The 25,679-nt window shown below is 60.5% G+C and carries 22 protein-coding genes, 1 tRNA gene and 1 pseudogene; 4 read left to right on the top strand and 20 right to left on the bottom strand.

The annotated features are described in order from the left end of the window. Window positions 1-175: 175 nt before the first annotated feature. The 4 genes from tig to ACXHXG_RS30215 all read right to left on the bottom strand — a co-directional run bounded on the left by tig (window position 176) and on the right by ACXHXG_RS30215 (window position 3,947). Window positions 176-1,675, bottom strand: coding sequence for a trigger factor (gene tig / locus ACXHXG_RS30230; RefSeq protein ID WP_457901659.1), 1,500 nt, complete (start codon window positions 1,673-1,675; stop codon window positions 176-178). 274 nt (window positions 1,676-1,949) lie between these two features. Next, window positions 1,950-2,034: transfer RNA gene (locus ACXHXG_RS30225), tRNA-Leu, on the bottom strand. 144 nt (window positions 2,035-2,178) lie between these two features. Next, entirely contained in the window at window positions 2,179-2,796 is a 618-nt protein-coding gene (locus ACXHXG_RS30220; protein ID WP_283050211.1) for a GDYXXLXY domain-containing protein, read from the bottom strand. Next, window positions 2,793-3,947, bottom strand: a complete 1,155-nt coding sequence (locus tag ACXHXG_RS30215; RefSeq protein ID WP_457901658.1) for a DUF2157 domain-containing protein — start codon at window positions 3,945-3,947, stop codon at window positions 2,793-2,795. Before ACXHXG_RS30215 ends, ACXHXG_RS30220 begins: the two co-directional genes overlap by 4 nt. Before the next feature lie 907 nt (window positions 3,948-4,854). Between ACXHXG_RS30215 and ACXHXG_RS30210 the strand changes: the two genes are divergently transcribed. The 3 genes from ACXHXG_RS30210 (at window position 4,855) to trmFO (ending at window position 7,012) form a co-directional block, all read left to right on the top strand. After that, a complete protein-coding gene (locus ACXHXG_RS30210) occupies window positions 4,855-5,001 on the top strand; it encodes a DUF1127 domain-containing protein (protein WP_007690983.1) in 147 nt (48 codons plus the stop codon). A 317-nt stretch (window positions 5,002-5,318) separates the two neighbouring features. Then, on the top strand, window positions 5,319-5,462 hold the full coding sequence (locus tag ACXHXG_RS30205; protein WP_065091553.1) for a DUF1127 domain-containing protein: 144 nt from the start codon (window positions 5,319-5,321) through the stop codon (window positions 5,460-5,462). 113 nt (window positions 5,463-5,575) lie between these two features. After that, the gene (trmFO, locus tag ACXHXG_RS30200) at window positions 5,576-7,012 is read left to right on the top strand and encodes a methylenetetrahydrofolate--tRNA-(uracil(54)-C(5))-methyltransferase (FADH(2)-oxidizing) TrmFO (RefSeq protein ID WP_457901657.1); all 1,437 of its coding nucleotides are present in this window, start codon (window positions 5,576-5,578) and stop codon (window positions 7,010-7,012) included. A 6-nt stretch (window positions 7,013-7,018) separates the two neighbouring features. Here trmFO and ACXHXG_RS30195 read toward each other — a convergent pair whose 3' ends face one another. The 5 genes from ACXHXG_RS30195 to yajC all read right to left on the bottom strand — a co-directional run bounded on the left by ACXHXG_RS30195 (window position 7,019) and on the right by yajC (window position 11,876). Continuing rightward, complete coding sequence (locus ACXHXG_RS30195; protein ID WP_104822939.1) at window positions 7,019-7,480, bottom strand: hypothetical protein; 462 nt, start codon at window positions 7,478-7,480, stop codon at window positions 7,019-7,021. Window positions 7,481-7,555: 75 nt separating this feature from the next. Further along, a complete protein-coding gene (locus tag ACXHXG_RS30190; protein ID WP_457901656.1) occupies window positions 7,556-8,416 on the bottom strand; it encodes a phytoene/squalene synthase family protein in 861 nt (286 codons plus the stop codon). A gap of 17 nt (window positions 8,417-8,433) precedes the next feature. Then, window positions 8,434-8,820: an Mth938-like domain-containing protein gene (locus tag ACXHXG_RS30185; protein WP_104822937.1), complete on the bottom strand. Its 387-nt coding sequence runs from the start codon at window positions 8,818-8,820 to the stop codon at window positions 8,434-8,436. 4 nt (window positions 8,821-8,824) lie between these two features. After that, window positions 8,825-11,362 carry a protein translocase subunit SecDF gene (gene secDF / locus ACXHXG_RS30180; protein ID WP_457901655.1) on the bottom strand — a complete coding sequence of 846 codons (2,538 nt, stop codon included), beginning with the start codon at window positions 11,360-11,362 and terminating at the stop codon, window positions 8,825-8,827. Window positions 11,363-11,528: 166 nt separating this feature from the next. Then, window positions 11,529-11,876, bottom strand: coding sequence for a preprotein translocase subunit YajC (gene yajC / locus ACXHXG_RS30175; protein WP_104822935.1), 348 nt, complete (start codon window positions 11,874-11,876; stop codon window positions 11,529-11,531). A 206-nt stretch (window positions 11,877-12,082) separates the two neighbouring features. Here yajC and ACXHXG_RS30170 point away from each other — a divergent pair. Continuing rightward, window positions 12,083-12,954, top strand: a pseudogene (locus ACXHXG_RS30170) (ATP-binding protein). Between the two features lie 165 nt (window positions 12,955-13,119). Here ACXHXG_RS30170 and ACXHXG_RS30165 read toward each other — a convergent pair. The 11 genes from ACXHXG_RS30165 to ACXHXG_RS30115 form a co-directional block, all read right to left on the bottom strand. Next, window positions 13,120-14,895 (bottom strand): peptidoglycan DD-metalloendopeptidase family protein, encoded by a 1,776-nt coding sequence (locus ACXHXG_RS30165; RefSeq protein WP_457901654.1) that lies wholly within the window; start codon window positions 14,893-14,895, stop codon window positions 13,120-13,122. 170 nt (window positions 14,896-15,065) lie between these two features. Continuing rightward, the gene (locus tag ACXHXG_RS30160) at window positions 15,066-15,719 is read right to left on the bottom strand and encodes a protein-L-isoaspartate(D-aspartate) O-methyltransferase (protein ID WP_104822932.1); all 654 of its coding nucleotides are present in this window, start codon (window positions 15,717-15,719) and stop codon (window positions 15,066-15,068) included. Further along, on the bottom strand, window positions 15,716-16,489 hold the full coding sequence (surE, locus tag ACXHXG_RS30155) for a 5'/3'-nucleotidase SurE (RefSeq protein WP_104822931.1): 774 nt from the start codon (window positions 16,487-16,489) through the stop codon (window positions 15,716-15,718). The genes ACXHXG_RS30160 and surE overlap by 4 nt, the downstream gene beginning before the upstream one ends. A 72-nt stretch (window positions 16,490-16,561) precedes the next feature. Then, a complete protein-coding gene (gene serS / locus ACXHXG_RS30150) occupies window positions 16,562-17,845 on the bottom strand; it encodes a serine--tRNA ligase (protein ID WP_283050192.1) in 1,284 nt (427 codons plus the stop codon). Between the two features lie 100 nt (window positions 17,846-17,945). Then, window positions 17,946-18,773 (bottom strand): twin-arginine translocase subunit TatC, encoded by an 828-nt coding sequence (tatC, locus tag ACXHXG_RS30145; RefSeq protein WP_285167109.1) that lies wholly within the window; start codon window positions 18,771-18,773, stop codon window positions 17,946-17,948. Continuing rightward, window positions 18,770-19,459, bottom strand: coding sequence for a Sec-independent protein translocase protein TatB (tatB, locus tag ACXHXG_RS30140; RefSeq protein ID WP_285167107.1), 690 nt, complete (start codon window positions 19,457-19,459; stop codon window positions 18,770-18,772). Before tatB ends, tatC begins: the two co-directional genes overlap by 4 nt. 55 nt (window positions 19,460-19,514) lie before the next feature. Then, window positions 19,515-19,718: a twin-arginine translocase TatA/TatE family subunit gene (locus ACXHXG_RS30135; protein WP_104822927.1), complete on the bottom strand. Its 204-nt coding sequence runs from the start codon at window positions 19,716-19,718 to the stop codon at window positions 19,515-19,517. A gap of 236 nt (window positions 19,719-19,954) precedes the next feature. Continuing rightward, window positions 19,955-20,653, bottom strand: a complete 699-nt coding sequence (gene scpB, locus ACXHXG_RS30130; protein ID WP_104825081.1) for an SMC-Scp complex subunit ScpB — start codon at window positions 20,651-20,653, stop codon at window positions 19,955-19,957. A 40-nt stretch (window positions 20,654-20,693) separates the two neighbouring features. Then, window positions 20,694-21,539, bottom strand: a complete 846-nt coding sequence (locus tag ACXHXG_RS30125; protein WP_457901653.1) for a segregation and condensation protein A — start codon at window positions 21,537-21,539, stop codon at window positions 20,694-20,696. Between the two features lie 123 nt (window positions 21,540-21,662). Beyond that, on the bottom strand, window positions 21,663-22,676 hold the full coding sequence (gene nagZ, locus ACXHXG_RS30120) for a beta-N-acetylhexosaminidase (RefSeq protein ID WP_457901652.1): 1,014 nt from the start codon (window positions 22,674-22,676) through the stop codon (window positions 21,663-21,665). A gap of 113 nt (window positions 22,677-22,789) precedes the next feature. After that, window positions 22,790-25,657: an SPOR domain-containing protein gene (locus tag ACXHXG_RS30115; protein WP_457901651.1), complete on the bottom strand. Its 2,868-nt coding sequence runs from the start codon at window positions 25,655-25,657 to the stop codon at window positions 22,790-22,792. Window positions 25,658-25,679 lie beyond the last annotated feature (22 nt).

The following is a 25,679-nucleotide window of genomic DNA, read 5'->3' as shown; positions in this document are numbered from 1 at the left end:
CGATCCACGCTTCCTCCCCACGGTCGGTCGCCCTTCCGCAGTTGCGCTTCTCTTCGCTCGCCATGACCAGCTTACGGTGGGACTTCCACCCACGAGAGTGCGCCCATGCTGGGCGCACATAAAAAAGCCCCGCCGCGAACGGCAGGGCTCTGATCAGTTCCGGAGCAAATCCGAATTATTCGGCGCTGTCTTCAGCAGCCTTCTTCTTCGGAGCGGCCTTCTTCTTCGGAGCGGCGGCAGCTTCTTCGCCTTCGGCAGCGGCTTCGGTTGCTTCAGCCTTAGCAGCAGCCTTCTTCTTCGGAGCAGCCTTCTTGGCGGCCGGCTTGTCTTCCGTTTCAGCTTCGTCGTCAGCCAGCAGCGCTTCCTTGGAAACGGTCTTGTCGGTGACGTCGACTTCGGTCAGCAGGTGGTCGATGACCTTTTCTTCGAAGATCGGCGCGCGCAGGTTGGCGGAAGCGCCGGGCGTGTTGCGGAAGAAGTTCAGGATTTCCTTTTCCTGGCCCGGGAACTGCTGGAGCTGCGCATAGAGCGCGCGCTGCATTTCGTCTTCGCTCACTTCGACGCCGGCCTTTTCGCCGATTTCGGAGAGAACGAGGCCAAGGCGGACACGGCGCTCGGCAAGCTTGCGATATTCTTCGCGTGCCTTTTCTTCGGTCGTGTCTTCGTCTTCGAAGGTCTTGCCCGATTCATCGAGATCGGTCTGGATCTGACGCCAGATGCTGGCGAATTCTGCTTCAACCAGCTTCTGAGGGGTGTCGAACTGGTACATCTCGTCGAGCTGGTCGAGGAGCTGACGCTTGACCTTCTGGCGGGTGACGGAGCCGTACTGGCTTTCGATCTGGCCGCGGACGATTTCCTTCAGGCGGCCGGCGGATTCGATGCCGAGCTTGGAGGCGAGTTCGTCGTTGATTTCGATATCGCCGGGAGCTGCGACTTCCTTCACCTTGATGTCGAAGGTGGCTTCCTTGCCGGCAAGGTTCTTGGCCGGGTAGTCGGCCGGGAACGTCACGGTAATGGTCTTTTCATCGTCCGCCTTGACGCCGACGAGCTGCTCTTCGAAGCCCGGGATGAAGCGGTTGGAGCCGAGGACGAGCTGAGCGTCTTCGTCCTTGCCGCCGTCGAAGGCTTCGCCGTCAACCTTGCCGAGGTAGTCGATGGTGACGCGGTCGCCGTTGGCCGCCTTGCCCTTCTTCGTCTCGTAGCTGCGGGCGCTTTCAGCGATCTTCAGGATCTGCTCGGTAACTTCGTCCTCGCCGATTTCGGCGACTTCGCGGGTAACTTTGATGCCCTTGACCGACTTCAGCTCGATTGCCGGGATGACTTCATAAGAGAGCGTGAATTCGAAATCGGCCTGAGCGGCGAGGATCTTTTCAGCCTCGTCCTTGTCCTCGGTCATGGCGATTTCCGGCTGGGTTGCCGACTTTTCGCCGCGCTCGGTCAGGATTGCCGGGGGCTGATCACGAACGATCTCGTTGACGAGGTCGGCCATGATCGACTTGCCATAGACCTTCTTCAGATGCGCAACCGGCACCTTGCCCGGACGGAAACCGTTGATACGGACCTTGTCCTTGACCTCGGCCAGGCGCTCGTTCATGCGAACTTCCATGTCCTTGGCCGGGATGACCACCTTGATTTCGCGCTTCAGCCCTTCAGCGAGCGTTTCGATAACCTGCATTGTCCTACCTTCATTCATGGCGGCCGTGCCCAGACAGCCGTTCGTTTCGATGAGCACGACGCCGGAAAATCCCGAGCGTGGCTTGGATGCAATTCCTCATCATTTTGCTAGAGCGCCGCGCGTTCGAACGAATGCGCAAAGGTCGCTCTTCCTCTCGGAATCTAGGGCATCTTGTCCACTTTCCACTAGAAAGCGGGATGCTCTAGGCAAAATGGCGCGTCCACCGCGGGTCAGGAGACAGACCGTTAAGCCTCTCCCGTCCACAAGGCAGCCTTGGTGCGGGTAGAGAGACTTGAACTCCCACGCCTTGCGGCACCAGAACCTAAATCTGGCGTGTCTACCAATTTCACCATACCCGCGTTCCCAAAACCGCACGGCAATGCCTGCCCATGGGGCCTTCCGGAGCGCGGCGTCTCTATATCACCCGTTTTCAACCACGCAAAGGAAAAATGACGGTTCTACGACCGTCCATGAACCTTGTTTGGTTTTAGACGGAAACGCTGTCAGTAAAGGGGCTCTTCGTAGACGGGTTTGCCATCGAGAAGCAGGCTTCTGATATGCGCCGCGCCATCGGACGAAACGCGGGCGGCAATCGCGACGCGGTCGTGATTGCGCGCATCCTCGATGGTGCGACCGTCGCCTTCAGGCACATAATAGCGTTCGATACCGTAGGTGACCCAGATCGTCGCGTGCGACGGCGCACTATCGCTGTAAGCAAAATAGTCGAAAGGCAGGCTTTTGAGAACGACCGTGTCCGGTTTCGGCTCCAGTGCTCCGAAGGACGATTCGACGATGCCCCAATAGCCATCATCCTGCTTCTTAAGGCGGACGGACAAAATCTGGTTTTTCCGATTTTCCGTCGGAATCCCGCCGATCACGGTCGATACCGGCACCCGTGAAATATCGTAGTTCAGCGTCACATAGTCGCCGCGCAGCAAATCGCGCGGATCGATCGGGGCGGTTTTCAACAGAACCTCGACGCCGCTCCGCAGGCCCCAAGCCCGTTCGCCAACCATATAGCCGAGGATGGCTGTCTGAAGTACTGCGACAATGATAGCGGCAATCCACATGCGGCGGCTGACATTGCGTACAACGGTGCCTGGCTCGGCTGTCATCGTCATGCCCGCGCCCCCTGCCTGTCACTCTCAGCGGCGTCATGATGGGAAAATCGCCGCTCCAACCGGATGACCAGCCAGGCGGCGATCGCGACCAATACACCGCAGATCAGGAAGAATCCCGATGTGCCGATGATCGAACCGACCGTCTCGCCGGCGAGATAGAGGATTTCACCGGCAAAGACGACATAAGCGAGATAGCGCACAGCACCGTTATCGCGGCCGCTCAGAATGATGGCAACGATCGCACTTGCGAGCGTCGCGAAGGCGATCACGATGAGAGGCAGCTTGTTTGCAACCCATATATTATTCTCAAAAACCCCGTCGCTGATCTCTCCATGAATTGCGAAGAGACTGATGGCAGCAACGAGGAAGCTGTAGAAAGCCGGCGCTGCCCCGGCAGTTTGCGCGATCCGTGTCAAAGGCGAGATCGGAAGGCTGACGGCCAGGAAGGCAATCATGCCGGCGGTAGCAAGCAGGATAGCCGCATGCAGGCTCTCATACTGTGCGAAAATCCAAGTCAGCCAGCCGACAAGCATCAGATAGGCAAGATGCCGGGATCTTGGCGCATCGACGTATCGGACAAGGGCGATCAGCACGGCCGCCATAGCCGGCGGCGCCCAGGGCATGATGCCGTACCATGCGTCATAGTGCTCCCAAAGATAGAAGCCGCAAAAGCCCCAAGCGAGGAAGCCGGCAAGTGCCACCTGCCCGCTCGAGTGAAACAATACGGCAGCGACGGCGGCAACCGCGAACCAGACGATCATCATCGTCAGCTCGTCGCCGGATAGATTATACATCTGGCCGACAAGCGACATGGCGCCGCCGAAACTCATCGTACCGAGAATCAGCACCGCCGAGCCGAGAACCGGGTGGCCGCGCGCGAATGAATAGGCGCCGCCAAGATAAAAGGCCCAGATCAGCGCCATGAGTCCAAAGAGCCTGACGATCCTTGGAATCGCCTCCCAATTCGAGGCGACGAAAAGCAGGATCGCGGCACCAACCAACAGCGCCGCCATGACGGCGAGCACGCGGCCAAGGCTGAAGCTTGCCGGGCGGCTGTCATATTCATTGAGAATCGCTGCCGCTGCCGGCCCATCGACCAACCCCTTATTCACCCAGACCTTAAGATCACGCTCCAGCCTAGCCCGGTACATCGCGCGCCCCTGACAGCGATTCCAACATCCCTGAGTGTCTTATCACAAAATGGGTGCGATCGAGGTCGCTCTTTCGCGTTTCAAAACAGGCCGAGCTTCGCGCAAGGTCGCACCACGTTAATCCAGAGTTAAGGCTTACTTCGTATAATGGTCGTTTGCGGTATTGATGCGCGTCAACGTATGCATATGAAGCATACCTCCTATGAAATTATTGCACTGCACAAAAATCAAAAGTCATACTATTTTATGAGCATCGAAGGACGGCGTGGCGCGCCGCTTCGGCGAAAGCCGGAAAGAGCCTGAGGATGAATTCCTCATATAGAATTCGGAGCCGCACACTCCTCCTCCCAGTGCGCTCCGATGGATTGACGACACTCCTCCTCCCAGTCGTCAATCACCACAAATGACGCCCACCGCATCCTCCTCCCGCGGTGGGCGTTATTTTTTATCTCCCATTAAATCGGTTATTGCCCTACGAATCGGCGGAGATCGTTTGCGCGCCCCTTTTAGGCGGCTCAAGGATTTGGAAGAGCGCAAAGCATGCGGCAACGGGAATTTTCTCGTGCGCTCAATCTCTAGCGATCTACAATCCGTTACGGGCTCGCAGGATGATATGGATCCGACCGCGGATGGGCGGCGCCCGATCAATTGCTCATGATTTGAGCTAAAGTTCGCAAATTCAACCAATTGCATGCCAAATGGCTGCTTTCGCGCAACTCCGTTATGCACAAAAAGCGGTCACCGCGTTAACCAAATACCCCTACTGGATTGCATCTTGCGCATAGGTGGCATGTAGCAATCGCTCTTTTTGATTTTCGCAGTGCAGCATATATTCGCATTCATCAGATCGAGGACGGAACCAATCGCGGAACCGACGAGATCTCCAAATCCTCGAAAGGGATATAAAATGAACCTGACCCGCTCTTTCAACAACTGGCGCAAGTACCGTCAGACCGTTACCGAACTCGGCCGCATGAGCACTCGCGAACTGCACGACCTCGGTATCGACCGTTCGGACATCCATCGCGTAGCTCGCGAAGCCACCGGCCGCTAACTGCCGGATTGGCTTCGCTAAAATAGCGACAGCCTACACAACGCCCGTTGCGGACAACCGCGGCGGGCGTTCTTTTTTGCGCGTCATTTGTGCACGCCGTTTGCCCTCGCAAGCAATCACTGCCACGTTTCAAGTCATACGCTCTAACATGTCATATAAAATTTGGGCAGTGATGGCTTTTTGGGCGTCATATTGCACAAATGCATAGCAGACGCTTTTTATTTGCACTGCAAAATATCCGTCCTCGCGCCTATATGAATATCAAGCGCTGAGGCGGCAATCGTGCTGCTCGCAACTAGATGACTGAGGACAAGAAAATGAACCCGCTTCGTATTGCCAAGAACTGGATTAGCTATCGCCGCACCCTGAACGAGCTCGGCAACCTCTCCAGCCAGACCCTGTCGGATATCGGCGTTAGCCGCTACGAAATCCGCAACATCGCTTCCCGCTCTTTCCGTTAATCGCAACGGACTGAGTGGACTGCTTCAAAACGGCGCTCTTCGGCGCCGTTTTTGATTCCGGCTTCCGCGTAAAGCAATTGGATCGCCGGCCTGCCCGTGGTAATGACGCGCGCATGACAAATACCAACTCCATTTCTCCCATCCATGTCATCGGCGGCGGCCTTGCCGGCTCCGAAGCCGCTTGGCAGATCGCCAGCGCCGGCGTGCCCGTCATCCTGCATGAAATGCGTGGCGTGCGTGGCACCGAGGCGCACAAGACCGACGGTCTGGCCGAACTCGTCTGTTCCAACTCCTTCCGCTCAGACGATGCGACCAGCAATGCGGTCGGCGTCATCCATGCGGAAATGCGCCTGGCCGGCTCGCTGATCATGGCTTGCGCCGATAAGCATCAGGTTCCCGCCGGCGGCGCGTTGGCGGTAGATCGCGACGGATTTTCGGAGGCGGTAACACAGGCGATCGAAAACCACCCTCTGATCACGGTCGTTCGCGAGGAAGTCCAGGGCCTGCCCCCGACTGAGTGGGGTCGGGCGATCATCGCCACCGGGCCTCTGACCGCGCCGGGGCTTGCCAGTGCCATCCAGGCAGAGACGGGCGCGGACGCACTTGCCTTTTTCGACGCCATCGCGCCGATCGTCTACCGCGACAGCATCAACATGGACATTTGCTGGCACCAGTCGCGTTACGACAAGGTGGGCCCGGGCGGCACGGGCAAAGACTACATCAACTGCCCAATGGACGAAGCCCAATATAACGCCTTCCTCGACGCGCTGATCGCCGGCGATGCCGTCGGTTTCAAGGAATGGGAAGGCACACCCTATTTCGATGGCTGCCTGCCGATCGAGGTGATGGCCGAGCGCGGGCGCGAGACGCTGCGCCACGGACCGATGAAACCAATGGGCCTGACCAATGCCCATAACCCCGGCGTCAAGGCCTATGCGGTCGTACAACTACGCCAGGACAATGCGCTCGGCACGCTCTACAACATGGTCGGCTTTCAGACGAAGCTGAAATACGGTGCGCAGGCCGAGATTTTCCGGCTGATCCCAGGCCTGGAGAATGCCGAATTCGCACGGCTCGGCGGCCTGCATCGCAACACCTATATCAATTCGCCGACGCTGCTCGACCGCTCGCTCTCGCTGAAATCGCGGCCGGGCCTGCGTTTTGCCGGCCAGATCACCGGTTGTGAAGGTTATGTCGAAAGCGCCAGCATCGGTCTGCTGGCCGGTCGCTTCGCGGCAGCCGAGCACAGGGGCGAGTCGCCGTCCCTGCCGCCAGACACGACGGCGCTGGGCTCGCTGCTCAACCACATTACCGGCGGCCATATCGTTTCCGATGAAGAGCCGGGCAAGCGCTCCTTCCAGCCGATGAACATCAATTTCGGGCTGTTTCCGGAATTGGAACCGGGTTCGATCGTCAAGCCGGAGGGCGTCAAGCGCTTCCGCGGCAAGGACAAGACGATCATGAAACGTCAACTGATCGCCAAGCGGGCACTGGCGGATTGCGCTGCGTGGCTGGGGGTTCAGGCACCCGCGATCATCAAAAGCGCCTGAGCCTCTTTAGGCCTTTGCCGCTGGCTTGGTAGCCGAGGACTTGGAATCATCGCTCGCAACATAATTGCCGAGCAGCCAGAGTGAGACCTCTGCTGCCTCCGCGGGCGTCGCGAATTCGAATGTGCCGTTATGGTGCGGGGCGTCCAGGAAATCGATGGTCAAGCCGCGACCGCTTCCCGAATCCTTGGCATGTGCCCTGCCCGGCTCGATCAGATGAACGGCAAAGTGATTGCGCAGGCTCCGCATGAAGCCGGCCTTGTCATCATGCAGGCGCACGAAAACCGCTTGGCCGTTGGCCGTGGTCTGCAATTGCCGGATGGCTTCCGTCGGAAAAGCGCGGCCGAACTCCAGAATGGCAAGACCGGTATCGTGTAGACCATCTTCCTTGTTCTGCGACGCCATGCGCGTTGCGAAGAAGGCAAAGAAAACGACGATCGCAAAGAGTATGCACCAGACGATGATGCCCATAGCGGCTCTCCTGGGATGCGGGCAAATATTCGGCAATCTCTATAAGCTCTGAGACTTGCGCGAACGTGGTCAGTTTCAGATTTTCCTGGTCACCGAGGCCAGAGCCATGCGCATCTGCCGGCGCCATTGCGGCTGCAGGAACGATCGATCGAACAGGTCGGCGCCCAGCGCCTGCGCGCGTTTCAGCACCGGCTCTGCCAGAACCACCGGCAGGAAAGCCGGAAATACCGCCGGCGAAATATTGCCGGCAGCTCTCGCCTTCGCCAGATGCTCGCGGCCGAGGCCGGCGAAAGCTTCGATGGCGGCAGAAATGCGTGCCTTGTCCTCGCCAGCGAGAAAAGCATCTCGATCGAGACCGGTTGCCGTCAAGATTTCCAACGGTAGATAGAGCTGTCCGCGATGGCGGTGCATCGGCATCAGCAACAGCAGCCCGGCAATCGCCTGTGCCACGCCGGCATGGCCGGCAGCGTCGGCCGAGCGGCGGGCATCCTCCGGCGACAGCACGAGGCTCGCAAGCTGGATCAGCGCCGACGCCGTCTCGCCGGCATAGCCTTCCAGCGTGCCGCGCGTTTCCATCGGGTCGTCGTAGAGATCGAAGATGCGCGCATCGATCATATCGATCAGCGTTTGACGCGGCAGGCGATGCAGCTCGATCGCGGTGAGCAGCTCGGCAGCCACGGGATTGGCCGCGCTCGACCCATGCGCCTGTCCCTGGAGCAGATCGCGCCAATATTGCATGCGCACTTCGCCCGGCAACGGCTCGTGGACGAGATCGCGGATGCGCGCCAGCTCCGCATTGAAGGCGTAGAGTGCGGCGAGAGCGCCGCGCTTATCCTCCGGCGCCAGAAGACAGGCAAGATAGCGGTCGCGATCGGTGTCGCGAAGCGTCGCCAGGCAAAGATCCTGGTTGCTACGGGGCGCAGCTAATGTCGTCATGCCCTGCCTGATCCTCGTCAAACGGCGATCAGCGCCGCGGCAACGGCGCGCGACTCGGCCAGCATGATGTTGAATGTGCGCACCGCCGCTCCCGTATTCATCGAATCGGAAGAAATCTGCCTGGCGCGGAAAGCCGCCCTCAGTTCCGACGGCAAAGGCCGCAGTTCCAGGCCGGTGCCGACCAACAACACCTCGATCTCGGCAGCCTCATCGAGCACTTTCTGGAAATGCGCCGGCGTCAACGCATCCTCCAGCGTCATGTCCCAGCCGTAAATGCCGGAGGGCAGGCAGAGCAGCGAGCCGCGATGCGACATGTCGGCAAATCGAAAACCGCCATTGCCATAAGCGTCGATCGGTGCGCGACCGGGAAAATGCGCGTTCCGTATTTCTATGCCTTTTGCCACTCTGTCACACCGCTGGTTTGCCTGATTGAACGTCGCCGCCTGCCTGTCCCTTGTTTTCGCCGCCAGCCTGGAATCTATCCGGGCGTAGCTTGAAGACGATCAGGACCGGGGCCGCAATATAGATCGAAGAGAAAGTGCCGACCGCGACGCCGAAGAGCAAGACGAAGGTGAAGGAGCGGATCACCTCGCCGCCGAATATACAGAGCGCGAGCAGCGCCAGCAAAGTCGTCGCCGAGGTCAGAACCGTGCGCGACAGCGTCTGATTAATGGAGGCATCAATCAGAATCGGCAACGGCATCTGCGAATAGCGTCTGAGATTCTCGCGCATCCGGTCATAGACGACGACGGTATCGTTCAGCGAATAGCCGACGATGGTCAAAAGTGCCGCAATGCCCGTCATGTTGAATTCCATGCCGGTCAGCACGAAGAGGCCCAGCGTCAGGATGACGTCATGCAGCGTGGCGACAATCGCGCCAACGGCAAACTGCCACTCGAAACGAAGCCAGATATAGATGAGGATCGCAGCCAGCGCCGCGAGAACCGCAAGCGACGCCGTCGCGCTGATTTCGCCGGAAACGGCAGGGCCGACGACCTCGACACGGGAGAAGTCGTATTCCCTGCCTAGTTCGTCGCGCACGAGGGTCACGGCGGATTGTTCGGCGTTCTCGCCGCCCTGCTGCGCATGCACCCGGATCACGGCACTCAATCGATCGTCCAGCCGTTCGACCTGCACATCGCCCGGAACGACGTCCTGCAGACGCGATTGAATATTGGCCGGATCGACAACGCCCTGCTTGGCGCGAACTTCGATGATCGACCCGCCGGTAAAATCGATACCGAGATGCATGCCGATCGTTGCGAAGGCAAGCAGGGTTGCGACCGAAAGCGCCGCCGACACCGTAAACGAATAGCGGCGGATACCCATGAAGCGAATATTGGCGCCGTCGAAGATGCCGCTTCGCACACCCGCCAGCAGCACGCGCGGCTTGCGATGCGAAATCCAGGCATCGACGAGCGAACGCGTCACGAAGCAAGCGGTAAAGAAGGTGGTGAAAACGCCCGCTATCAATGTCGCGGCAAAGCCGCGCACCGCGCCGCTGCTGACGTAAAAGAGGATGGCCGCGACGATGAGCAGCGTGAGGTTGGCATCGGCTACGGTGGCAGCGGCTCGGTTGAAGCCGTGGCGCAACGCGTCGACGAGAAGATGGGTCTTCTTTTCTTCTTCCCGGACGCGCTCGTAGATCAACACATTGGCATCGAGCGCGATACCGATGATGAGAACGATGGCGGCAATCCCGGGCAAGGTCAGCGTGATGCCGAACAGCCCCATGATTGCCAGAACCATGATGATGTTGATGACAAGTGCAATCGTCGCGGCGACGCCGAGCAGTCCGTAGAAGCCGATCATCAGCGCGGCAACGAAAATGGCGGCAACAATGCAGGCGGTTATGCCGGAGCGCATCGTTTCATTGCCCAAGCCGGGCTTGATGGTCCGCTCTTCGACCGTCGTCAGCGTTGCGGGCAATGGCCCGGACTTCAGCATGACGGCGAGATCCTGCGCGCCCTGCGCCGTGAAATCACCGGGTATATCGATATCGCCGGTGGTGATTGCGGTCTTCAAGGCGGCCGCCGAGATGACCTGGTCGTCAAGCACGACCACGACATTCTTGCCGAGATTGGCAGCCGTCGTCTGTGCAAAACGGGTGGTCGCTTCGGCCGTCAGTTTGACGGAGATATTGCCGTTATTGTTCTGGGTGTTGGACACCGCCACAGCATCGGCAAAGTCGATATTCGAGAGGAGAGGCTGCTTCTGGACGAGATAGCCAACCGGAGGGTCATCTTCGGAAAACAGCACTTCCGAACCGGCGGGCGGGCGGCCATTGATGGCATCCTGCACCGGCATGGATTGATCGATCAGACGGAAGCTGAGCTGGGCTGGCTGGTTCAGGAGGTTCTTCAGGCGCTGCGGATCGGCAAGGCCCGGCACCTGAATGACGACACGATCCGCGCCTTGCCGGCGGATCAGTGGCTCACCGACGTCCAACTGAGCGATACGATTGCGGATGACTTTCAGCGAGCGCGTCATCGATGCAGAGACACGCTCATCGATGCCGGCATCGGTAATATCGACGGTCAGGGCACCATTGTCGCCCTGCGATAAGACCACTCCCGTCTTGCCGCTGGTGATCGGCTTCAAGGCAGTTACAGCAGCCTGCACCTGCGCGGGATCGTTGATGCGGAGCTGGATCTTCTGGCCAGTGCCGGTAAGACCGGAATAGCTGATATTGACCGTGCGCAGCCTGGCGCTGATATCGCCAACAACAGTCTCCAGCCGATCCCGGACGACATCGCCACGCTCGATTTTGAGCATGATATGTGAACCGCCCTCAAGATCGAGCCCGAGTCCGACTTTGCTTCGCGCAAACCAGGCCGGAAAAGAGGAGAGCTGCTGATCGCTGAGCAGATTGGGCACGGCAAGGAGAACGCTCAAGAGAACGGCGAACCAGATCAGGACGGTCTTCCACCAGGAGACGTGCAGCATCGCTCTCTCGAGTTTTGGCTTCTCACTGCGCCCCCACACTCACCGGGACACGCAAAGGCGCAGTAACACTTTGAATTTGCGCACAGTTCTCTTCGAAAGTCGAATCCGATTTTCGAAACTGCACGCTGGCGTGGCAAGCTGCTCGGCCCCACCTGCCCGTCAAACCTTACGCAGCGTCAGCCTTGACCGGCTCGCCCTTGACGCGGACTTCCGTGATGGCGCTGCGCACAACGCGGATGCGGACGCCTTCGGCGATTTCGACCTCCAGTTCCTTGTCGTCGACGACCTTGGTGACCTTGCCGACGATGCCGCTCGTGACGATCTGGTCGCCGCGGCGGATATTCTTCAGGACTTCCTCACGCTTCTTCGCCTGTGCGCGTTGCGGGCGGATAAGAAGGAAATACCAAACCACCATCAGCGGCACAAACAGGATGATCATTTCAAAGCCGGAACCGCCAAAGGCGCTTGCGGCTGAATCTGTCGCGCTCTGCGCATATGCGTTGGTGATAAACATCGAGAACTCCCTTGAACTCCTTGCGGGAACGGGCCCCGCGTCAGGTGGCCGGAATATAGTTGTGATCATCGCGAATGCAACAAAAACAGCCGCGGACCGTACTGTTTTCCAGGCCTCTTAGCCTTTCGGGGCCGAAAGGAGCATGGTACCCGCCAAGACAGGGAGCATTTTACTCCTTTCCCGACTAACGTTCTGGAGGAAAAACGGTGACCGAAGATCAAAACACGCTGATCCTTGCGGAAGTCCGCCGCCTCGCCGACGCGCTTGAACGCCTCGCCGGCCCGGCGCCGGCCGTCAACGATTGGGACGCTGCCGATTGCTTCCTCTGGGCCCCTGCCCGGCTTTATCTGCAGCCCGTTGCCCGACCGAACCGCGTGGCGCTGACCCTCATCCGGGGCGTCGACCATGTGCGCGACATTTTACACGAAAATACGCTGCGCTTCACCGAAGGCTTCGCCGCCAACAATGTCTTGCTCTGGGGCGCGCGCGGCATGGGCAAGTCGTCGCTCGTCAAGGCCGTGCATGAGGATGTGCGCCGTGCCACCGGCGTCTCGCTGAAGCTGGTCGAAGTGCATCGAGAGGATATTTCCTCCTTGCCGGTACTGCTCGATATCCTGAAAGCCACGCCGCATCGCGTCATCGTCTTCTGCGACGACCTTTCCTTCGATCACGACGATACCGCCTATAAGTCGCTGAAGGCGGCGCTGGACGGCGGTGTCGAAGGCCGGCCGGACAATGTGCTGTTCTACGCCACATCGAACCGCCGCCACCTGCTGCCGCGGCATATGATGGAAAACGAGCAATCGACGGCCATCAACCCTTCGGAAGCGGTGGAGGAAAGGTATCGCTCTCCGACCGTTTCGGTCTCTGGCTCGGCTTCCACAAGTGCAGTCAGGAAGATTATCTGCAGATGATCGACGGCTATGCCGATTATTTCAAGCTCACGCTTGATCGCGCCCAGATGCATCACGAGGCGCTGGAATGGGCAACGACACGCGGCGCCCGCTCCGGGCGCGTGGCGTGGCAATATATCCAGGATCTTGCCGGTCGGCAGCGGATCGTGCTGGAGCGGGATTGACCATCGCCTTCCAAATCATGTCGCGCAGCGGCCGTGCGACAACGACATGCGCAAAATTAAGAACCTAAAGCGCAAAGAGCGGATCCTAGAGATCGCGATGCGCTTTAGAACGACAAAAAGCCCGGTGGTAGCCGGGCTTTTTGCAGACTCCTTGAGACGCACTACCTATTCAAGGAACGTCATTGGGTTGACCGGGGCCGAATTCTTGCGGACTTCGAAGTGAAGCTGCGGCTGCTTGACGTCACCGCTCATGCCGGACGTGGCGAGCGTCTGGCCGCGCTGAACCTTCTGGCCACGGGCGACGCTGAGTGCATCGGCATGGCCGTAGACCGTGACGGTACCGTCGTCGTGACGGACGAGGACGGTGTTTCCGAGTTCCTTCAGGCCATTGCCGGCATAGATGACGACGCCGTTTTCAGCGGCCTTGATCGGGGTGCCTTCCGGAACCGAGATGTCGATACCGTCGTTGCGGCTGCCGTTGACGTTGGAGCCATAGCCGGCAATGACCGCGCCGCGGACTGGCCAGCGGTATTTGCCGATCCCTGTCGCTTCCGGAGCATCCGCCTGCACGTCAGCCTTGGCGGCGGCGTCGCCGACGGACTGGGTCGGCGCTGCGGCTGCGACAGCCTGCGGCTTGGCCGTATCGGCGGCCGGCGCTGCGGCGACGGCCTTGGGCGCTGCCTTTGCTGCCGGCTCTGCGGCGGCAGTCTTAGTCGCGGCGGCTTTCGCAGCCGGTTTTACGGTCGGCTCAGCAGCCGCCTGCTTCGGCTCCATGGCCGGCACCGCAACAGACTTTACTGCGGACTTTTGCGGCTCGATCGAGGCGGTTTTTACCGGATCGGGTTTCACCGGTTCGGCCTCGGCAACTGCACCGTGCGGCAGCTTCAGCGTCTGGCCGATACGGACGCCGCCGCCCGACTGTATGTGGTTTGCCTGCTTGAGAGCATCGACGCTGACGCCGGCGTTTTTCGCGATCCTGGCAAGCGAGTCACCCGGCTTGACGACATAGGTGCCATCGCCCTTCGGCTGCGGACCCTTGCCGTTACCGGCAGCGAGCTTGCTGGGATCGGCGAGGCCGGCCTGCGACTTGCCACGCATCTGACCATTGGATGGCAGCACGACAGCGTCCTGCTCCGGAGCCTTGACCGGCGCGGGCATCTTGCCACCCTTGGAAAGGTCGGTCGCTTCCGAGGCCACTTTGGCCGGGCTCGGAGCACCGGCACCGTTCATGGTCGGGATGATGATCTGCTGGCCGGGCTGAGCGCTGGCGCTGTTCTTCAAGCCGTTGGCGCGCAGGATTTCTTTTTCCGGAACGCCGTAGCGGCGCGACAGCAGGCTTATGTTTTCGCCGGGACGCAGCGTGACGCTTGGCGCGTTGACTGCCGTCCAGCCGGATGAAGGTGCTGCGGCAGTCGGCGCCTTGATCGTGCCGGTCGACATCGTATCCGGAGCCAGAGCCGGTTCTGCGCGGGATACCGCAGCCTTGCCACGCGATGCGGGGAACGGCTGGGCAAGCGCTTCGCTTTCTCCCTTGGAGGCGACATGCGAGCGAACCGGCGCTGCGGAAGCAGTCGGCGCTGCAAGCTCGGTCCGCTGGATCGCGACGGGAGCGCTTGATACGCGAGCACTCGAATAGGATGGATTATAACGGGCCGGAGAATTCGGATATGGCCTCGTCACCGGTGCGTTCTGCTGCGAATAATCCTGCTGCTGATAACCGCCGCCCTGGGCGAGATCGGCACGCGGCACGGGATCGCCATCTGCCCCATTCAAGCCGCGACGATTGATCGAGCCGGTCGTCGTCTGATCCGGAGAGCCCGCAAAGAGCCCGCCGAAGCGCATCGTGTCCGAACTACAAGCTGTCGCGGTACTCGCCAGGAGAACGGCCACCAAGACTTTCCCTGCCGATTTACCGAAGTTTGACGAAAGACTGAAACCCATGACTCGACCCACTTGAGACGCAACCGATTATGGGTCGATTAAAGCGCGTTAATCTTACCATGCGGTTAAAGCACTGGCGTCACATGTGTTTTTTTGAGGAATTGCTAACCATAGAAGATGAAACCCCGCGTTCGCGGGATACTTCCAAGGATTTCAATCTAAATTAGGCCTCAAAGATAAGAGGCGAGCATCGGCACGATCGGCTGATAAGGAACATCGAAGAGTTCCTCGCGCTCGAAGCGACTGCCGGTCTTGGTGAGACGCACCATGCGGCAGACATTGTCTGAAAGTATCAACGGCGCAATCATCGACCCGCCGGAAACCAATTGCTCGGCAAAGAAGCGCGGCATGGTGGTGAAGGCGGAGGTCACCAGGATGCGATCGAAAGTCCCCTCGCCCGGCAAACCGACGCTGCCGTCAGCCTGGCGGATGATGACATTGCGCAGGCCGAGCGTATCCATGCGCTGCTGCGCTGCCGTCGTCAGCGTCTTGTAGCGATCGACCGTCAGCACCCGCTCGACAATGCGGCCCATGACGGCAGCAGTGAAGCCGCTGCCGGTTCCGATTTCGAGAACGCGATGGCCTGGCTTGATCTTCAGGCTATGCAGAATGCGGACGACGAGATCGATGCCTTCCATGAAGGCACCGCATTCGATCGGGATCGTTCGGCTGGAATAGGCATCATCGGCAAATTGCAGCGGCACGAAGGGTAGGCGCGGCGTCTGTTCGACGGCCGTCATCAGATCGATGTCCAATATGCCTTCGGCCCGCAGCCGCAGCACGACGGCTGCAAAGCCTTCCTTCTCGACCAGACGAGATGTCAATCCGCTACTCCGTACCCGAGCGCCCGCGCCACGCGGTCTTGCGCCGAATAATCCGTTAAATCGAGTTTCAAAGGAGTTACCGAAATACGATTTTGTTTCAAGGCATGGATATCGGTGCCGGGGCGAAAGATGCCGCTGCGTTCGCCAAAGCGCAACCAGTAATATGGGAAACCACGACCATCGGCCCGTTCCTCGACCTGGAGATTGAAGGCGAGATTGCCCTGCGCGGTGACTTCTGTGCCCGAAACTTCGTCCGGTTGGCAGTTCGGGAAGTTCAAGTTGAGAAAGGTGCCGTCGGGCATGTCGACATCGATAAGCTTGCTGAGAAGCGCGGGCGCATGCGCCTCCACCACCTCCCAGGGAACGACGCGTGTCCCATTCTCATGCACATAGGCCTGGCTCAGCGCGATGGAGCGCACGCCCTGCAGCGTACCCTCGATCGCGCCGGCGATCGTGCCCGAATAGGTGACATCGTCGGCAACGTTGGAGCCGGAATTGACGCCTGAGAGCACCAGGTCCGGCTTGATGTCCATGACCTGGCGGATGCCCATGATGACGCAATCGGTCGGCGTGCCGCGAAGCGCATAGTGCTTGTCAGAGACTTTGCGCAGACGCAACGGTTCGGAAAGGCTTAGCGAATGGGCAAGGCCGCTCTGATCCGTCTCCGGCGCCACGATCCAGACGTCATCGGACATGGTGCGGGCGATGCGCTCCAACACGGCCAGTCCTTCGGCATGAATGCCGTCGTCATTGGTCAGAAGTATCCGCATTGCCCCCACCGCTCAAAAACATGATCCCGAATAGCGCGAAGCGGTTTTCGGACAAAATCATGTCCCGTCAAATCAGGCTGCCCGCTCGATTCTCTTCAGACCACCCATATATGGCAGCAGTGCGTCCGGAACAGTGACTGAGCCGTCGTCATTCAGATAATTCTCGACAACGGCGATCAGGCAGCGGCCAACGGCAGTGCCGGAGCCGTTCAACGTGTGGACGAATTTCGTCGCCTTGTCGTCCTTCCCGCGATAGCGGGCGTTCATGCGCCGCGCCTGAAAATCGCCACAGACCGAGCAGGAGGAGATTTCGCGATAGGTGTCCTGCCCCGGCAGCCATACTTCCAGGTCGTAGGTCTTGCGGGCGCCGAAGCCCATGTCGCCGGTCGACAGCGTCATGACACGATAATGCAGGCCAAGACGCTTCAGCACTTCCTCGGCGCAGGCGGTCATCCGCTCGTGCTCGGCAATCGAGCTTTCTGCGTCGGTTATGGAAACGAGTTCGCATTTCCAGAACTGGTGCTGGCGCAGCATGCCGCGCGTATCACGACCGGCCGAGCCCGCTTCCGACCGGAAAGACGGCGTCAGCGCCGTGAAGCGCAGCGGCAGCTTCTCCTGATCGAGGATTTCACCGGAGACGAGGTTGGTCAGCGTTACTTCGGCGGTCGGGATCAGCCAGCGGCCATCCGTGGTCTTGAACAGGTCCTCGGCGAATTTCGGCAATTGGCCGGTGCCGAACATGGCCTCGTCGCGCACCATCAGCGGAGAGCTGACTTCGGTATAGCCGTGTTCACCTGTATGAAGGTCCAGCATGAATTGGCCGAGCGCCCGTTCCAGGCGCGCAAGCTGCGAGGTCAGCACGGTGAAACGCGAGCCGGAGAGCTTGGCAGCGCGCTCGAAATCCATGTAGCCGAGTGCTTCGCCGATCTCGTAGTGCTCCTTCGGCGGATGGTTCCAGGTCGGCTTGGCGCCCCAGGCATGCTTGACGACATTGTCGTGCTCATCCTTGCCAACCGGCACGTCGTCGAGCGGAATATTGGGAATGCGCGACAGGGCGTCGTTGAGCTCGGCCGTCAGCACGCGCTCCTCTTCTTCCGCGGCCGGCAGCGACGTTTTGATCTCGGCGACTTCCGCCTTCAGCTTCTCGGCAAGCTCGGTGTTCTTCTGCGCCATGGCCGCGCCGATTTCCTTCGAAGCGGCGTTGCGGCGAGACTGCATATCCTGGACGGATTGGATGACGGAGCGGCGCTTCTCGTCGAGCGCAATGAGGCTTTGCGACAAAGGCTCGGCTCCGCGCTTAGCAAGCGCTGCATCCAAAGCCTCGGCATTCTCACGAATCCATCTGATATCAAGCATCGTCGTTCCAGGTCGTTGCACAAGATGATGACTCCGCCCGAGATTTCGGACGGAGATTAAACCGGCAGAACCTTATGGAAAGACGATGCGGACCTGCCGCTCAGACGCTATCCGTCTTGGCGACATCGGACGTCTCGTCACTCTCCTCGAGCGCTTGCCGGGCACGCTGGCGTTCCACGAGTCGCGCCGCGTAGATGGAAATCTCGTAGAGAAGGATCGTCGGCAGTGCAAGGCCGATCTGGGACATCGGATCCGGCGGCGTCAGCACGGCGGCGACGATGAAGGCGAAGACGATCGCGAACTTGCGCTTTTGCGCCAGCCAAGCCGATGTCAGCAGGCCGACGCGCGCCAGCAGCGTAGTGATGACCGGAAGCTGGAAGACGAGACCGAAGGAGAAGACCAGCGTCATGATGAGGCTGAGATATTCCGAGACCTTCGGCAGCAGCGCGATGCCCACCTGACCCTCGGCCGGTGCCTGCTGCATCTTCAGGAAGAACCACATCACCATGGGCGTGAAGAAGAAGTAGACGAGTGCGGCGCCCATCAGAAACAGAATCGGCGATGCGATCAGGAACGGCAGGAAGGCAGAACGCTCGTTCTTGTAGAGCCCGGGCGCGACGAATTTATAGATCTGTGCAGCGATGATCGGAAAAGAGATCACCAGCGCACCGAACATGGCAACCTTCACCTGCGTGAAGAAAAACTCCTGCGGCGCGGTATAGATCAGCTCGGCCTTGGTAACATCGAGGTGCGCCCAGACGACAGCCCATTTGTATGGATAGACCAGATAGTTGAAGAGATGTTTGGCAAAGGCGAAACATCCGATGAAGGCAATGAAAAACGCCACCAGCGACCAGATCAGCCGCGTGCGCAATTCCATGAGGTGTTCGATAAGCGGCTGCGGCTTATCGTCGATGTCACCCGTCATGCCTCGTCCTTCTTCTTAGGCGTTATTTTGCTCGCTGCAGGGCGCTTCCTGGGAGAGGCCGCGGCGGCTGGAGCATCGGCCGTGGCCGCTGCAACCTTGCGAGGCGCCCGCTTCGGCTTTTCCGCGACAACCGATGTGTCGACCAGCGCAGCAGCGACCTCGTCCGTCTTGCCCGGTGCTTTTGCCCGAGGCTTGCGAACAGCTTTCGGCTTAGCAGGCGCTTCCGCCGCAACGGCGGCCGGCTGCGGCGTAAGCGGCGCGGACGATACGGCCGGTGCGGCCTCGCTAGCTGCCGGAACGATTGGAGACATTTCCGGCAGCCCCATGGACGGCTCGGACACTGGTTCGGCCGGCGTCGATGTTGCCGCGACGGGCTGATCAGCGGTCGTCGAACGCTGCAAGTCGGCCTTGATCTCGTTGCCCATCTGCCGCAGCGGGTTCATTGCTTCTCGCAATGAATTGACCGGATTGAGTTTTTGCGCATCGGAGATCGTCTGGCGCACATCGTCCAGCTCCGCCTCACGCATGGCCTCATCGAATTGCGCGCGGAACTCGCCCGCCACTTTTCGGGCCCGCGCCGTCATTTTGCCGATTGTCCGCAACGTTGCCGGCAGTTCCTTAGGGCCAATGACCACAAGCGCCACGACGGCGATAACCAGCAGCTCAGACCAGCCTACATCGAACATGAAAAGGCTCCTGGGCCGACAGCGAGCGTCTCAACTCCCTGCGCACCCGACATGATTATTTCGATTCGTCGGCCTTGTGTTCAACCGTGCGGGACGCTGTCGTCTGAGACGGCGTCTCATCCTCGTCGCTCATGCCTTTTTTGAAGCTCTTGATGCCCTTGGCAACGTCACCCATCAGCTCCGGGATCTTTCCACGGCCGAACAACAACAGCGCGATGGCCAGGACGATAAGCCAGTGCCATATGCTTAGAGAACCCATTGCGATAACTCCCAATTTCAACGTCTTCCCGATGTAAGACGTTTACGGACGTTTTTCAAACACCAAAATGTGCTGCACCGGCGCACTTGGGGATAGCGAGCGCCAAAGCCGCAGTCGAACATCTCCAACTGAGGAGAACGGCTTCTATATTCGCATCTGCTAATGGCGAAACCGAGACTTGATGTCACTGTCTGGAAAAAAGCTTTGTCGCGGCCAATCCGCCTGCAACGACCCGCTTATTCATCCGAAGCGCCGCCTGGCGCCAGAAGGCCGAGTTCCTCCAGATCCAGTTGCGTGATCGGATCTTCGTCCTCGGTCAATTCGTCGCTCATCAATGGCGACGGAATGTTGAAATTGGCGGGAATACGGCCCGAAAGCAGCCCCGCCCCCTTCAATTCTTCGAGGCCGGGGAGGTCTCGCAGCTCTTCCAGCCCGAAATGATCGAGAAAATCCCGCGTCGTACCCAGCGTCACCGGACGGCCGGGCGTGCGCCGGCGACCGCGAAAGCGAACCCAGCCGGATTCCATCAGGACGTCCAGCGTCCCCTTGGAGGTCTGCACGCCTCTGATATCTTCAATCTCGGCGCGCGTCACCGGCTGGTGATAGGCAATGATGGCCAGGACTTCGAGTGCTGCGCGCGACAGTTTGCGCACCTCGTTGTCATCGCGGCGAATTACGAAGGAAAGATCGGCGGCCGTGCGAAAAGCCCAGGCGCCGTCGACCTGTATCAGATTGACGCCACGCGTCGCATAATCGGCCTTCAGACGCTGCATGATGGAGCGCACATCGATGCCGCGGGGAACGCGATCGGCGATAAAACCTTCGGACACCGGCTGAGCGGAGGCGAAGACCAAGGCCTCGGCGATGCGTTCGGCCTCGCGGATGAGGTGTTCGTCGACGGCCGGCTCTGTCGGCGCAGCCGCTTCATCGTCCATATGGTGGTCGTCGTCCGGGCCGGTCACGCTCACTCCTGCTCTATTCCGCCGCTTCGAGTTCTATATGGTTCGGCCCGCGACGCATATAGAGCGGCTGAAACGCGCCCTCCTGGCGGATTTCCAGCTTGCCCTCGCGCACGAGTTCCAGCGAGGCGGCAAAGGCGCTGGCGATGGCGGTGACACGCTCGCTCGCGCTGGTCATATAGCGCAGCAGATAGTGTTCCAGGGCCGTCCAGTCGGTGATCTCGCCGATCATACGGTTGAGAATCGTCCGGGCGTCGACCAGCGACCAAACGCGGCGACGCTCGATCGTTACCTGCGTGATCGCCTGGCGCTGACGCAGGCCGGCATAGGCAGTCAAGAGATCATAGAGGCTTGCGTCATAGGCCGATTGGCGCCGGTCGGGAATATGTTCGGGCGCGCCGCGGACGAAGACGTCGCGGCCGAGACGATTGCGGTTGACGAGGCCGGTCGCTGCGTCCCGCATGGCTTCCAGACGCTTCAGCCGGAAGGCAAGCGTTGCGGCCATTTCCTCGCCGGTCGGACCTTCTTCCTTGCTCTGCTGCGGAATGAGCAGCTTCGACTTGAGATAGGCGAGCCAGGCGGCCATGACTAGGTAATCGGCGGCAAGCTCGATACGGATCCGGCGGGCACGCTCGATGAACAACAGATATTGCTCGGCGAGCGCCAGCACGGAGATACGCGACAGATCGACCTTCTGGTTGCGGGCAAGATGTAGCAGAAGGTCGAGCGGGCCTTCGAAACCGGCGATATCGACGACCAGGGCAGGCTCATGCATGCCGCGCTCGGCACTATTGTCCTGCCACAGCTTGTCCATCGGCGCCGCCGCCTGCAGGCTGTTTTCCGTGCCGTCCACCTTGTTCACCTTTCAGATCCCTACTGCATAATTCCTTAAATCGGTACCGATTTAAGGAATTATGCAGCATTTCAAAGCGCTACAGCGTCCTTAGCGCGTCTTAAAAGACGCGCGGCGCTGTAGAGTTCGGTCTTACGCCACCGCAAATATCGCGTCGAATTCAGCGCGGATCGAAGCCTCGTCGGCACCGTCGTTGCGGCCGAAGGCTGCCTCGACCGCTTTCGCACGCGCCAGAGAAGCTCCGGCCAGCACCGGAACATTACGCACCACCTGCTGCATCTCATCCATGACGCCATTGCAGTGCAGCACGATATCGCATCCGCCCGCAACAATATTCGCCGCCCGCTCGCCGATTGTGCCGGCTAGAGCGTTCATCGAGGTATCGTCGGAAAGCAGCAGCCCCTGGAAGCCGATATGACCACGGATGATCTCGTCGATGACCTTCCGCGACGTCGTCGCCGGATTGGTGGGGTCGATGTCGGTAAAGACGACGTGGCAGGTCATTGCTATCAACTCGTCCTTGAGCGCCACGAAGGGCGGAAAATCATGCGCCTCCAGCTCCGCACGCGGAACCGTGACGACCGGCAATTCATGATGCGAATCGGCAAAGCCGCGGCCATGCCCGGGCATGTGCTTCATCACCGGCAGCACGCCGCCAGCCTTCAGACCTTCGGCGGCCGCGCGCCCCATCTCCGTCACCGTCGCAGGATCACCGCCATAGGCGCGGTTGCCGATAACATTGCTCGAGCCTTCGACGGGCACGTCGAGCACCGGCAGGCAATCGACGTTGATGCCGAACTTCAGGAGATCGAAGGCATGCAGCCGCGACATCAGCCAGGCGGCGCGCAGGCCCTGTTCGCGATCTTTGCGATAGATATCGCCCAGTGCCTGGCCGGACGGATAATGCGGCAGAATCGGCGGACGGATGCGCTGCACCCTGCCCCCTTCCTGATCGATCAATACCGGTGCATCGCGGCCGACGCTGTCGCGTAACGAAGCGACGAGATCGGCGATCTGCGCGGGCTCGGAAATGTTGCGTCCAAACAGGATAAAACCCCAAGGCTGTTCCGACTGATAGAAGGAACGCTCTTCGGGCGTGATGGAATGGCCGCTACAGCCGAGGATCATGGATTTTGATTCGGTCATGTTCGAATCATAAAGGCCACCTCGCGAAATGCGAATAACCTCAAACCGAGATACACAAAAGAAAACGGCGAGCCTCGGCCCGCCGTTTCAACAATCGTTGGGGCCTAGATCTCTTATTTAGAGATCAGGCAGGTGCCGCCTGCGGCGCGGTAACGCTGGCAGATGTCGGCAGCCTCATCCTTGGAGCCGGCGACGACGCGGACGCGATAGTAGGTGCCCTTGCCAGCGATATCGGCCTTGCGAATTTCGAGCGGGTGACCCCCGATGACGCTGGCGAACTTGACCTTCAGATTGGCCTGCGACTTCTGCGCTTCCGCCTCGGAAGGCAGCGAAGCGATCTGCACGCCGTAAGCACCGCTTGCACTTGCCGACGCGGCCGGAGCAGCCTGGGCCGCAGCCGGGCTCGCCGACGCGACCTGCTGCGGTTTCGGCTGAGCGGGAGTCGGAGCCGGGTGAGAGGCAGCGGCGTTATTCGTGGCAGCGACGGCGGGGGCGGCCTTGGCCGGCTGCTGCGCCGGACGCGAGGTCGGAACCGGAGTCGTTTTCACGACACGGATCGGCGTGCTTTCGGCGCTGGCTGAGTCGCCGTCGTCGGCCTGGTCCGCAGCCGGTTGCGAGGCCTGCGTCTCTGCCGTCGAGGGGCGAAGGTCGGCGGAGGCGACCTGATTGCCGACCGGCGGTTTTGCAGCCGGGGTCTTCGGCGTCGAAGCCGGAGATGCCGCCGTCGTCGTGTTGTCGACAGCCGGCTCCTCGCGGGCAACCAGCGAGCCATCTGGCTTGACGATCATCGTGCGCACCTTGCGCGGCGATACCGACGGAACCTGCGAATCATCGTTGGCGGCCGTATTGGCATTGTTGCCGTTCTGGTTCGGCAGCAACCGTGGATCCTCGGTTTCGCCGACCGGAGTCGGAGTGACCTGATCCTCGCTGCCGTCGTCAGGCGACACGGATTCGGGGATCAGCGTCTTCTGGACGACATCCACCGGCTGCTCATTGGAGGAAACCAGTTCCTTCTGCTTCGGCGCCGCGGTGCTGTCGCCGGCTACGCGGTCGTAGACTGCCTTGTCCTGGTTGGGAACAACCGTACCGCCCGGATTTTCCGGAGCGACCTTGACCGGATCGGCATCGGCCGTGATCACGCGCGGCTCTCCGGAGAAGGTCGAAATCGGCGAACCGTGACGAACCCAGCCGTAGATACCATAGGCGCCAAGACCCAGAACTGCGATGACGGCAGCGGCGGTCGCCATGCCACGGAACGAGCGTGCCGGACGACGGCTGGCCACAGCGGCCGGGTTCAGCGTCATGCGGGCGACGTTCTCGACCGGATTGGACGCTTCACGGTAGCTGCGGCGGAAATCCTCTTCCAACGCCCGTTCGAACTCGTCGAATTCCTCTGCAGGCTGTTTGGCCACAGCAGCGGGCTTTGCTGCCGCATTCTTGGACCAGGATGCGGCCATCGCGCCGCCGCCGAGGGCGGCTGCGGCAGCCGGCTTGATCGGCTCGGGGGCCGCTTCCTTGGCGGGCGTACCGAACAGGCTCGCCATCTCCGAGTCGATGTCGAAATCATATTCCGGCGGCACCACGATCGGCTCTTCCGGCTCGACCGGCGGCAGGTTTGGAACATGCGAGCCTTCGAAGTTCTCGACACGATCTTCAGTATCGGAGATTTCGGACGGATCGAATGGCAGAGCCTGATCGGCATCAAGAGCAGGCGCAGCCTTGCGGGCTATCGGTGCTGTGGCAACAGCGACGGGTTCAGTCGGGCGCTGCGGAGCCGGCTCCTGACGCGGAGGCTGCATGACGCTGGGCGCAGCAGCTGCGGCAGTCATCGCTGCCGCAGTGACGACGGGAGCAGCCGGAGGCGGCGCTACCGGGGTTGCCCGAGAGACAATGGGAGCAGGCTGCTGCGCAACCACCGGAGCGGGCGCAGGCTGCGGGATCGGTGCGGACTTGTTCGTTTCGGCAAAATCGAGCTCGGCAAGTTCCATCTCGATATCTGCGAGATCGAACTCGAAGTCCTGGCCGGCGAAGGGATCTTCGGCTTCCAGAGCGATCGGCTTTGGCTCTTCGCGCTGCGGAGGCACAGCAACGGGCGCAGTCACAGCAGCGACGGGGGCATCAACAGGTGCTGCCGGCGCCTTGGGCTCCAAGCCGAAAATATCGAAGCTCGGCTCGACCTTCGCCGTCGGCGCGGCACCCCTGGAGGGAACCGGATAGCGGTCGACATCGGCCAGCAGATCGTCGATTTCGGCGGAAAGAGCCGCAGCGTCCATCTGGACGGGCTCCGGCGCCCTGGCGACCGGCGCATCCGGTTGAGCCACGGCGGGCCGAGGCTGAGGCAGGTCCTGCATCATCGGCAGATCGAAATCGAGCGCCGTTTCGATGGGCGGCTGCGCCTGAACAACCGGCGGCGCGACCGGAGCTTGAGCCAAAGGCTTTGCTTGCGTCGGAGCCGCAACGGTGAAATTAGCAAGCGGCAGCCGCACGGTGGCGGCAGCGGACTGCGGCAGCGGCGCAGGTTTCGGAGCCGGAGCTACCGCCTGCGGTGCCGGAACGGGCTGCGGAGCAGGAGCTGGCTGCAAGGCCGGCGCGATCGACATTTCCAGTTCGTCGATCAGATCGCGTGCACCGACGGTTGGCTTGGCCGGAGCCACTGGCTGCGGCAACTCGGCAAACTGAGGTTCGCTGCGCACCGGCTCGACCGGATGCGAGAGCTGGGCTTCGCCGGCAAAAGGCTGATCTTCCGGCGAGACCGGAATGTCATCAGCAGGACTCAAACGAGGCGCATCATAACGCTCGAACTCCCGCAAGAGCTCATCTTCGAGATCGAAGGCCGGCTCTTGCCGCTGGGCTGCGGGCGCCGCCTGGGCGGCAGGCCGCGGCTCGAAACCGACGATGCGGGCGAGTTCGGCAAGCGGATCATCATCCGCAAAGAACTCGTCGTTTCCGCTTGCGCGATACGCCAACTGTTTTTCTGCCATCACCCAATCCACTCGCAAACGC

The sequence above is a fragment of the Rhizobium sp. LEGMi-198b genome (assembly GCF_054114205.1).
Note: the sequence above shows the minus strand (reverse complement) of the source record. Positions and strands in the feature narration are given on the sequence as shown.

Bases quoted from the DNA above. Each gene is read 5' to 3' on its own strand.
- tig (WP_457901659.1), bottom strand. From the start codon at position 1,675: ATGCAGGTTATCGAAACGCTCGCTGAAGGGCTGAAGCGCGAAATCAAG.
- ACXHXG_RS30220 (WP_283050211.1), bottom strand. From the start codon at position 2,796: ATGACGATGACAGCCGAGCCAGGCACCGTTGTACGCAATGTCAGCCGC.
- ACXHXG_RS30215 (WP_457901658.1), bottom strand. From the start codon at position 3,947: ATGTACCGGGCTAGGCTGGAGCGTGATCTTAAGGTCTGGGTGAATAAG.
- ACXHXG_RS30210 (WP_007690983.1), top strand. From the start codon at position 4,855: ATGAACCTGACCCGCTCTTTCAACAACTGGCGCAAGTACCGTCAGACC.
- ACXHXG_RS30205 (WP_065091553.1), top strand. From the start codon at position 5,319: ATGAACCCGCTTCGTATTGCCAAGAACTGGATTAGCTATCGCCGCACC.
- trmFO (WP_457901657.1), top strand. From the start codon at position 5,576: ATGACAAATACCAACTCCATTTCTCCCATCCATGTCATCGGCGGCGGC.
- ACXHXG_RS30195 (WP_104822939.1), bottom strand. From the start codon at position 7,480: ATGGGCATCATCGTCTGGTGCATACTCTTTGCGATCGTCGTTTTCTTT.
- ACXHXG_RS30190 (WP_457901656.1), bottom strand. From the start codon at position 8,416: ATGACGACATTAGCTGCGCCCCGTAGCAACCAGGATCTTTGCCTGGCG.
- secDF (WP_457901655.1), bottom strand. From the start codon at position 11,362: ATGCTGCACGTCTCCTGGTGGAAGACCGTCCTGATCTGGTTCGCCGTT.
- yajC (WP_104822935.1), bottom strand. From the start codon at position 11,876: ATGTTTATCACCAACGCATATGCGCAGAGCGCGACAGATTCAGCCGCA.
- ACXHXG_RS30165 (WP_457901654.1), bottom strand. From the start codon at position 14,895: ATGGGTTTCAGTCTTTCGTCAAACTTCGGTAAATCGGCAGGGAAAGTC.
- surE (WP_104822931.1), bottom strand. From the start codon at position 16,489: ATGCGGATACTTCTGACCAATGACGACGGCATTCATGCCGAAGGACTG.
- serS (WP_283050192.1), bottom strand. From the start codon at position 17,845: ATGCTTGATATCAGATGGATTCGTGAGAATGCCGAGGCTTTGGATGCA.
- tatC (WP_285167109.1), bottom strand. From the start codon at position 18,773: ATGACGGGTGACATCGACGATAAGCCGCAGCCGCTTATCGAACACCTC.
- tatB (WP_285167107.1), bottom strand. From the start codon at position 19,459: ATGTTCGATGTAGGCTGGTCTGAGCTGCTGGTTATCGCCGTCGTGGCG.
- ACXHXG_RS30135 (WP_104822927.1), bottom strand. From the start codon at position 19,718: ATGGGTTCTCTAAGCATATGGCACTGGCTTATCGTCCTGGCCATCGCG.
- scpB (WP_104825081.1), bottom strand. From the start codon at position 20,653: ATGGACGATGAAGCGGCTGCGCCGACAGAGCCGGCCGTCGACGAACAC.
- nagZ (WP_457901652.1), bottom strand. From the start codon at position 22,676: ATGACCGAATCAAAATCCATGATCCTCGGCTGTAGCGGCCATTCCATC.
- ACXHXG_RS30115 (WP_457901651.1), bottom strand. From the start codon at position 25,657: ATGGCAGAAAAACAGTTGGCGTATCGCGCAAGCGGAAACGACGAGTTC.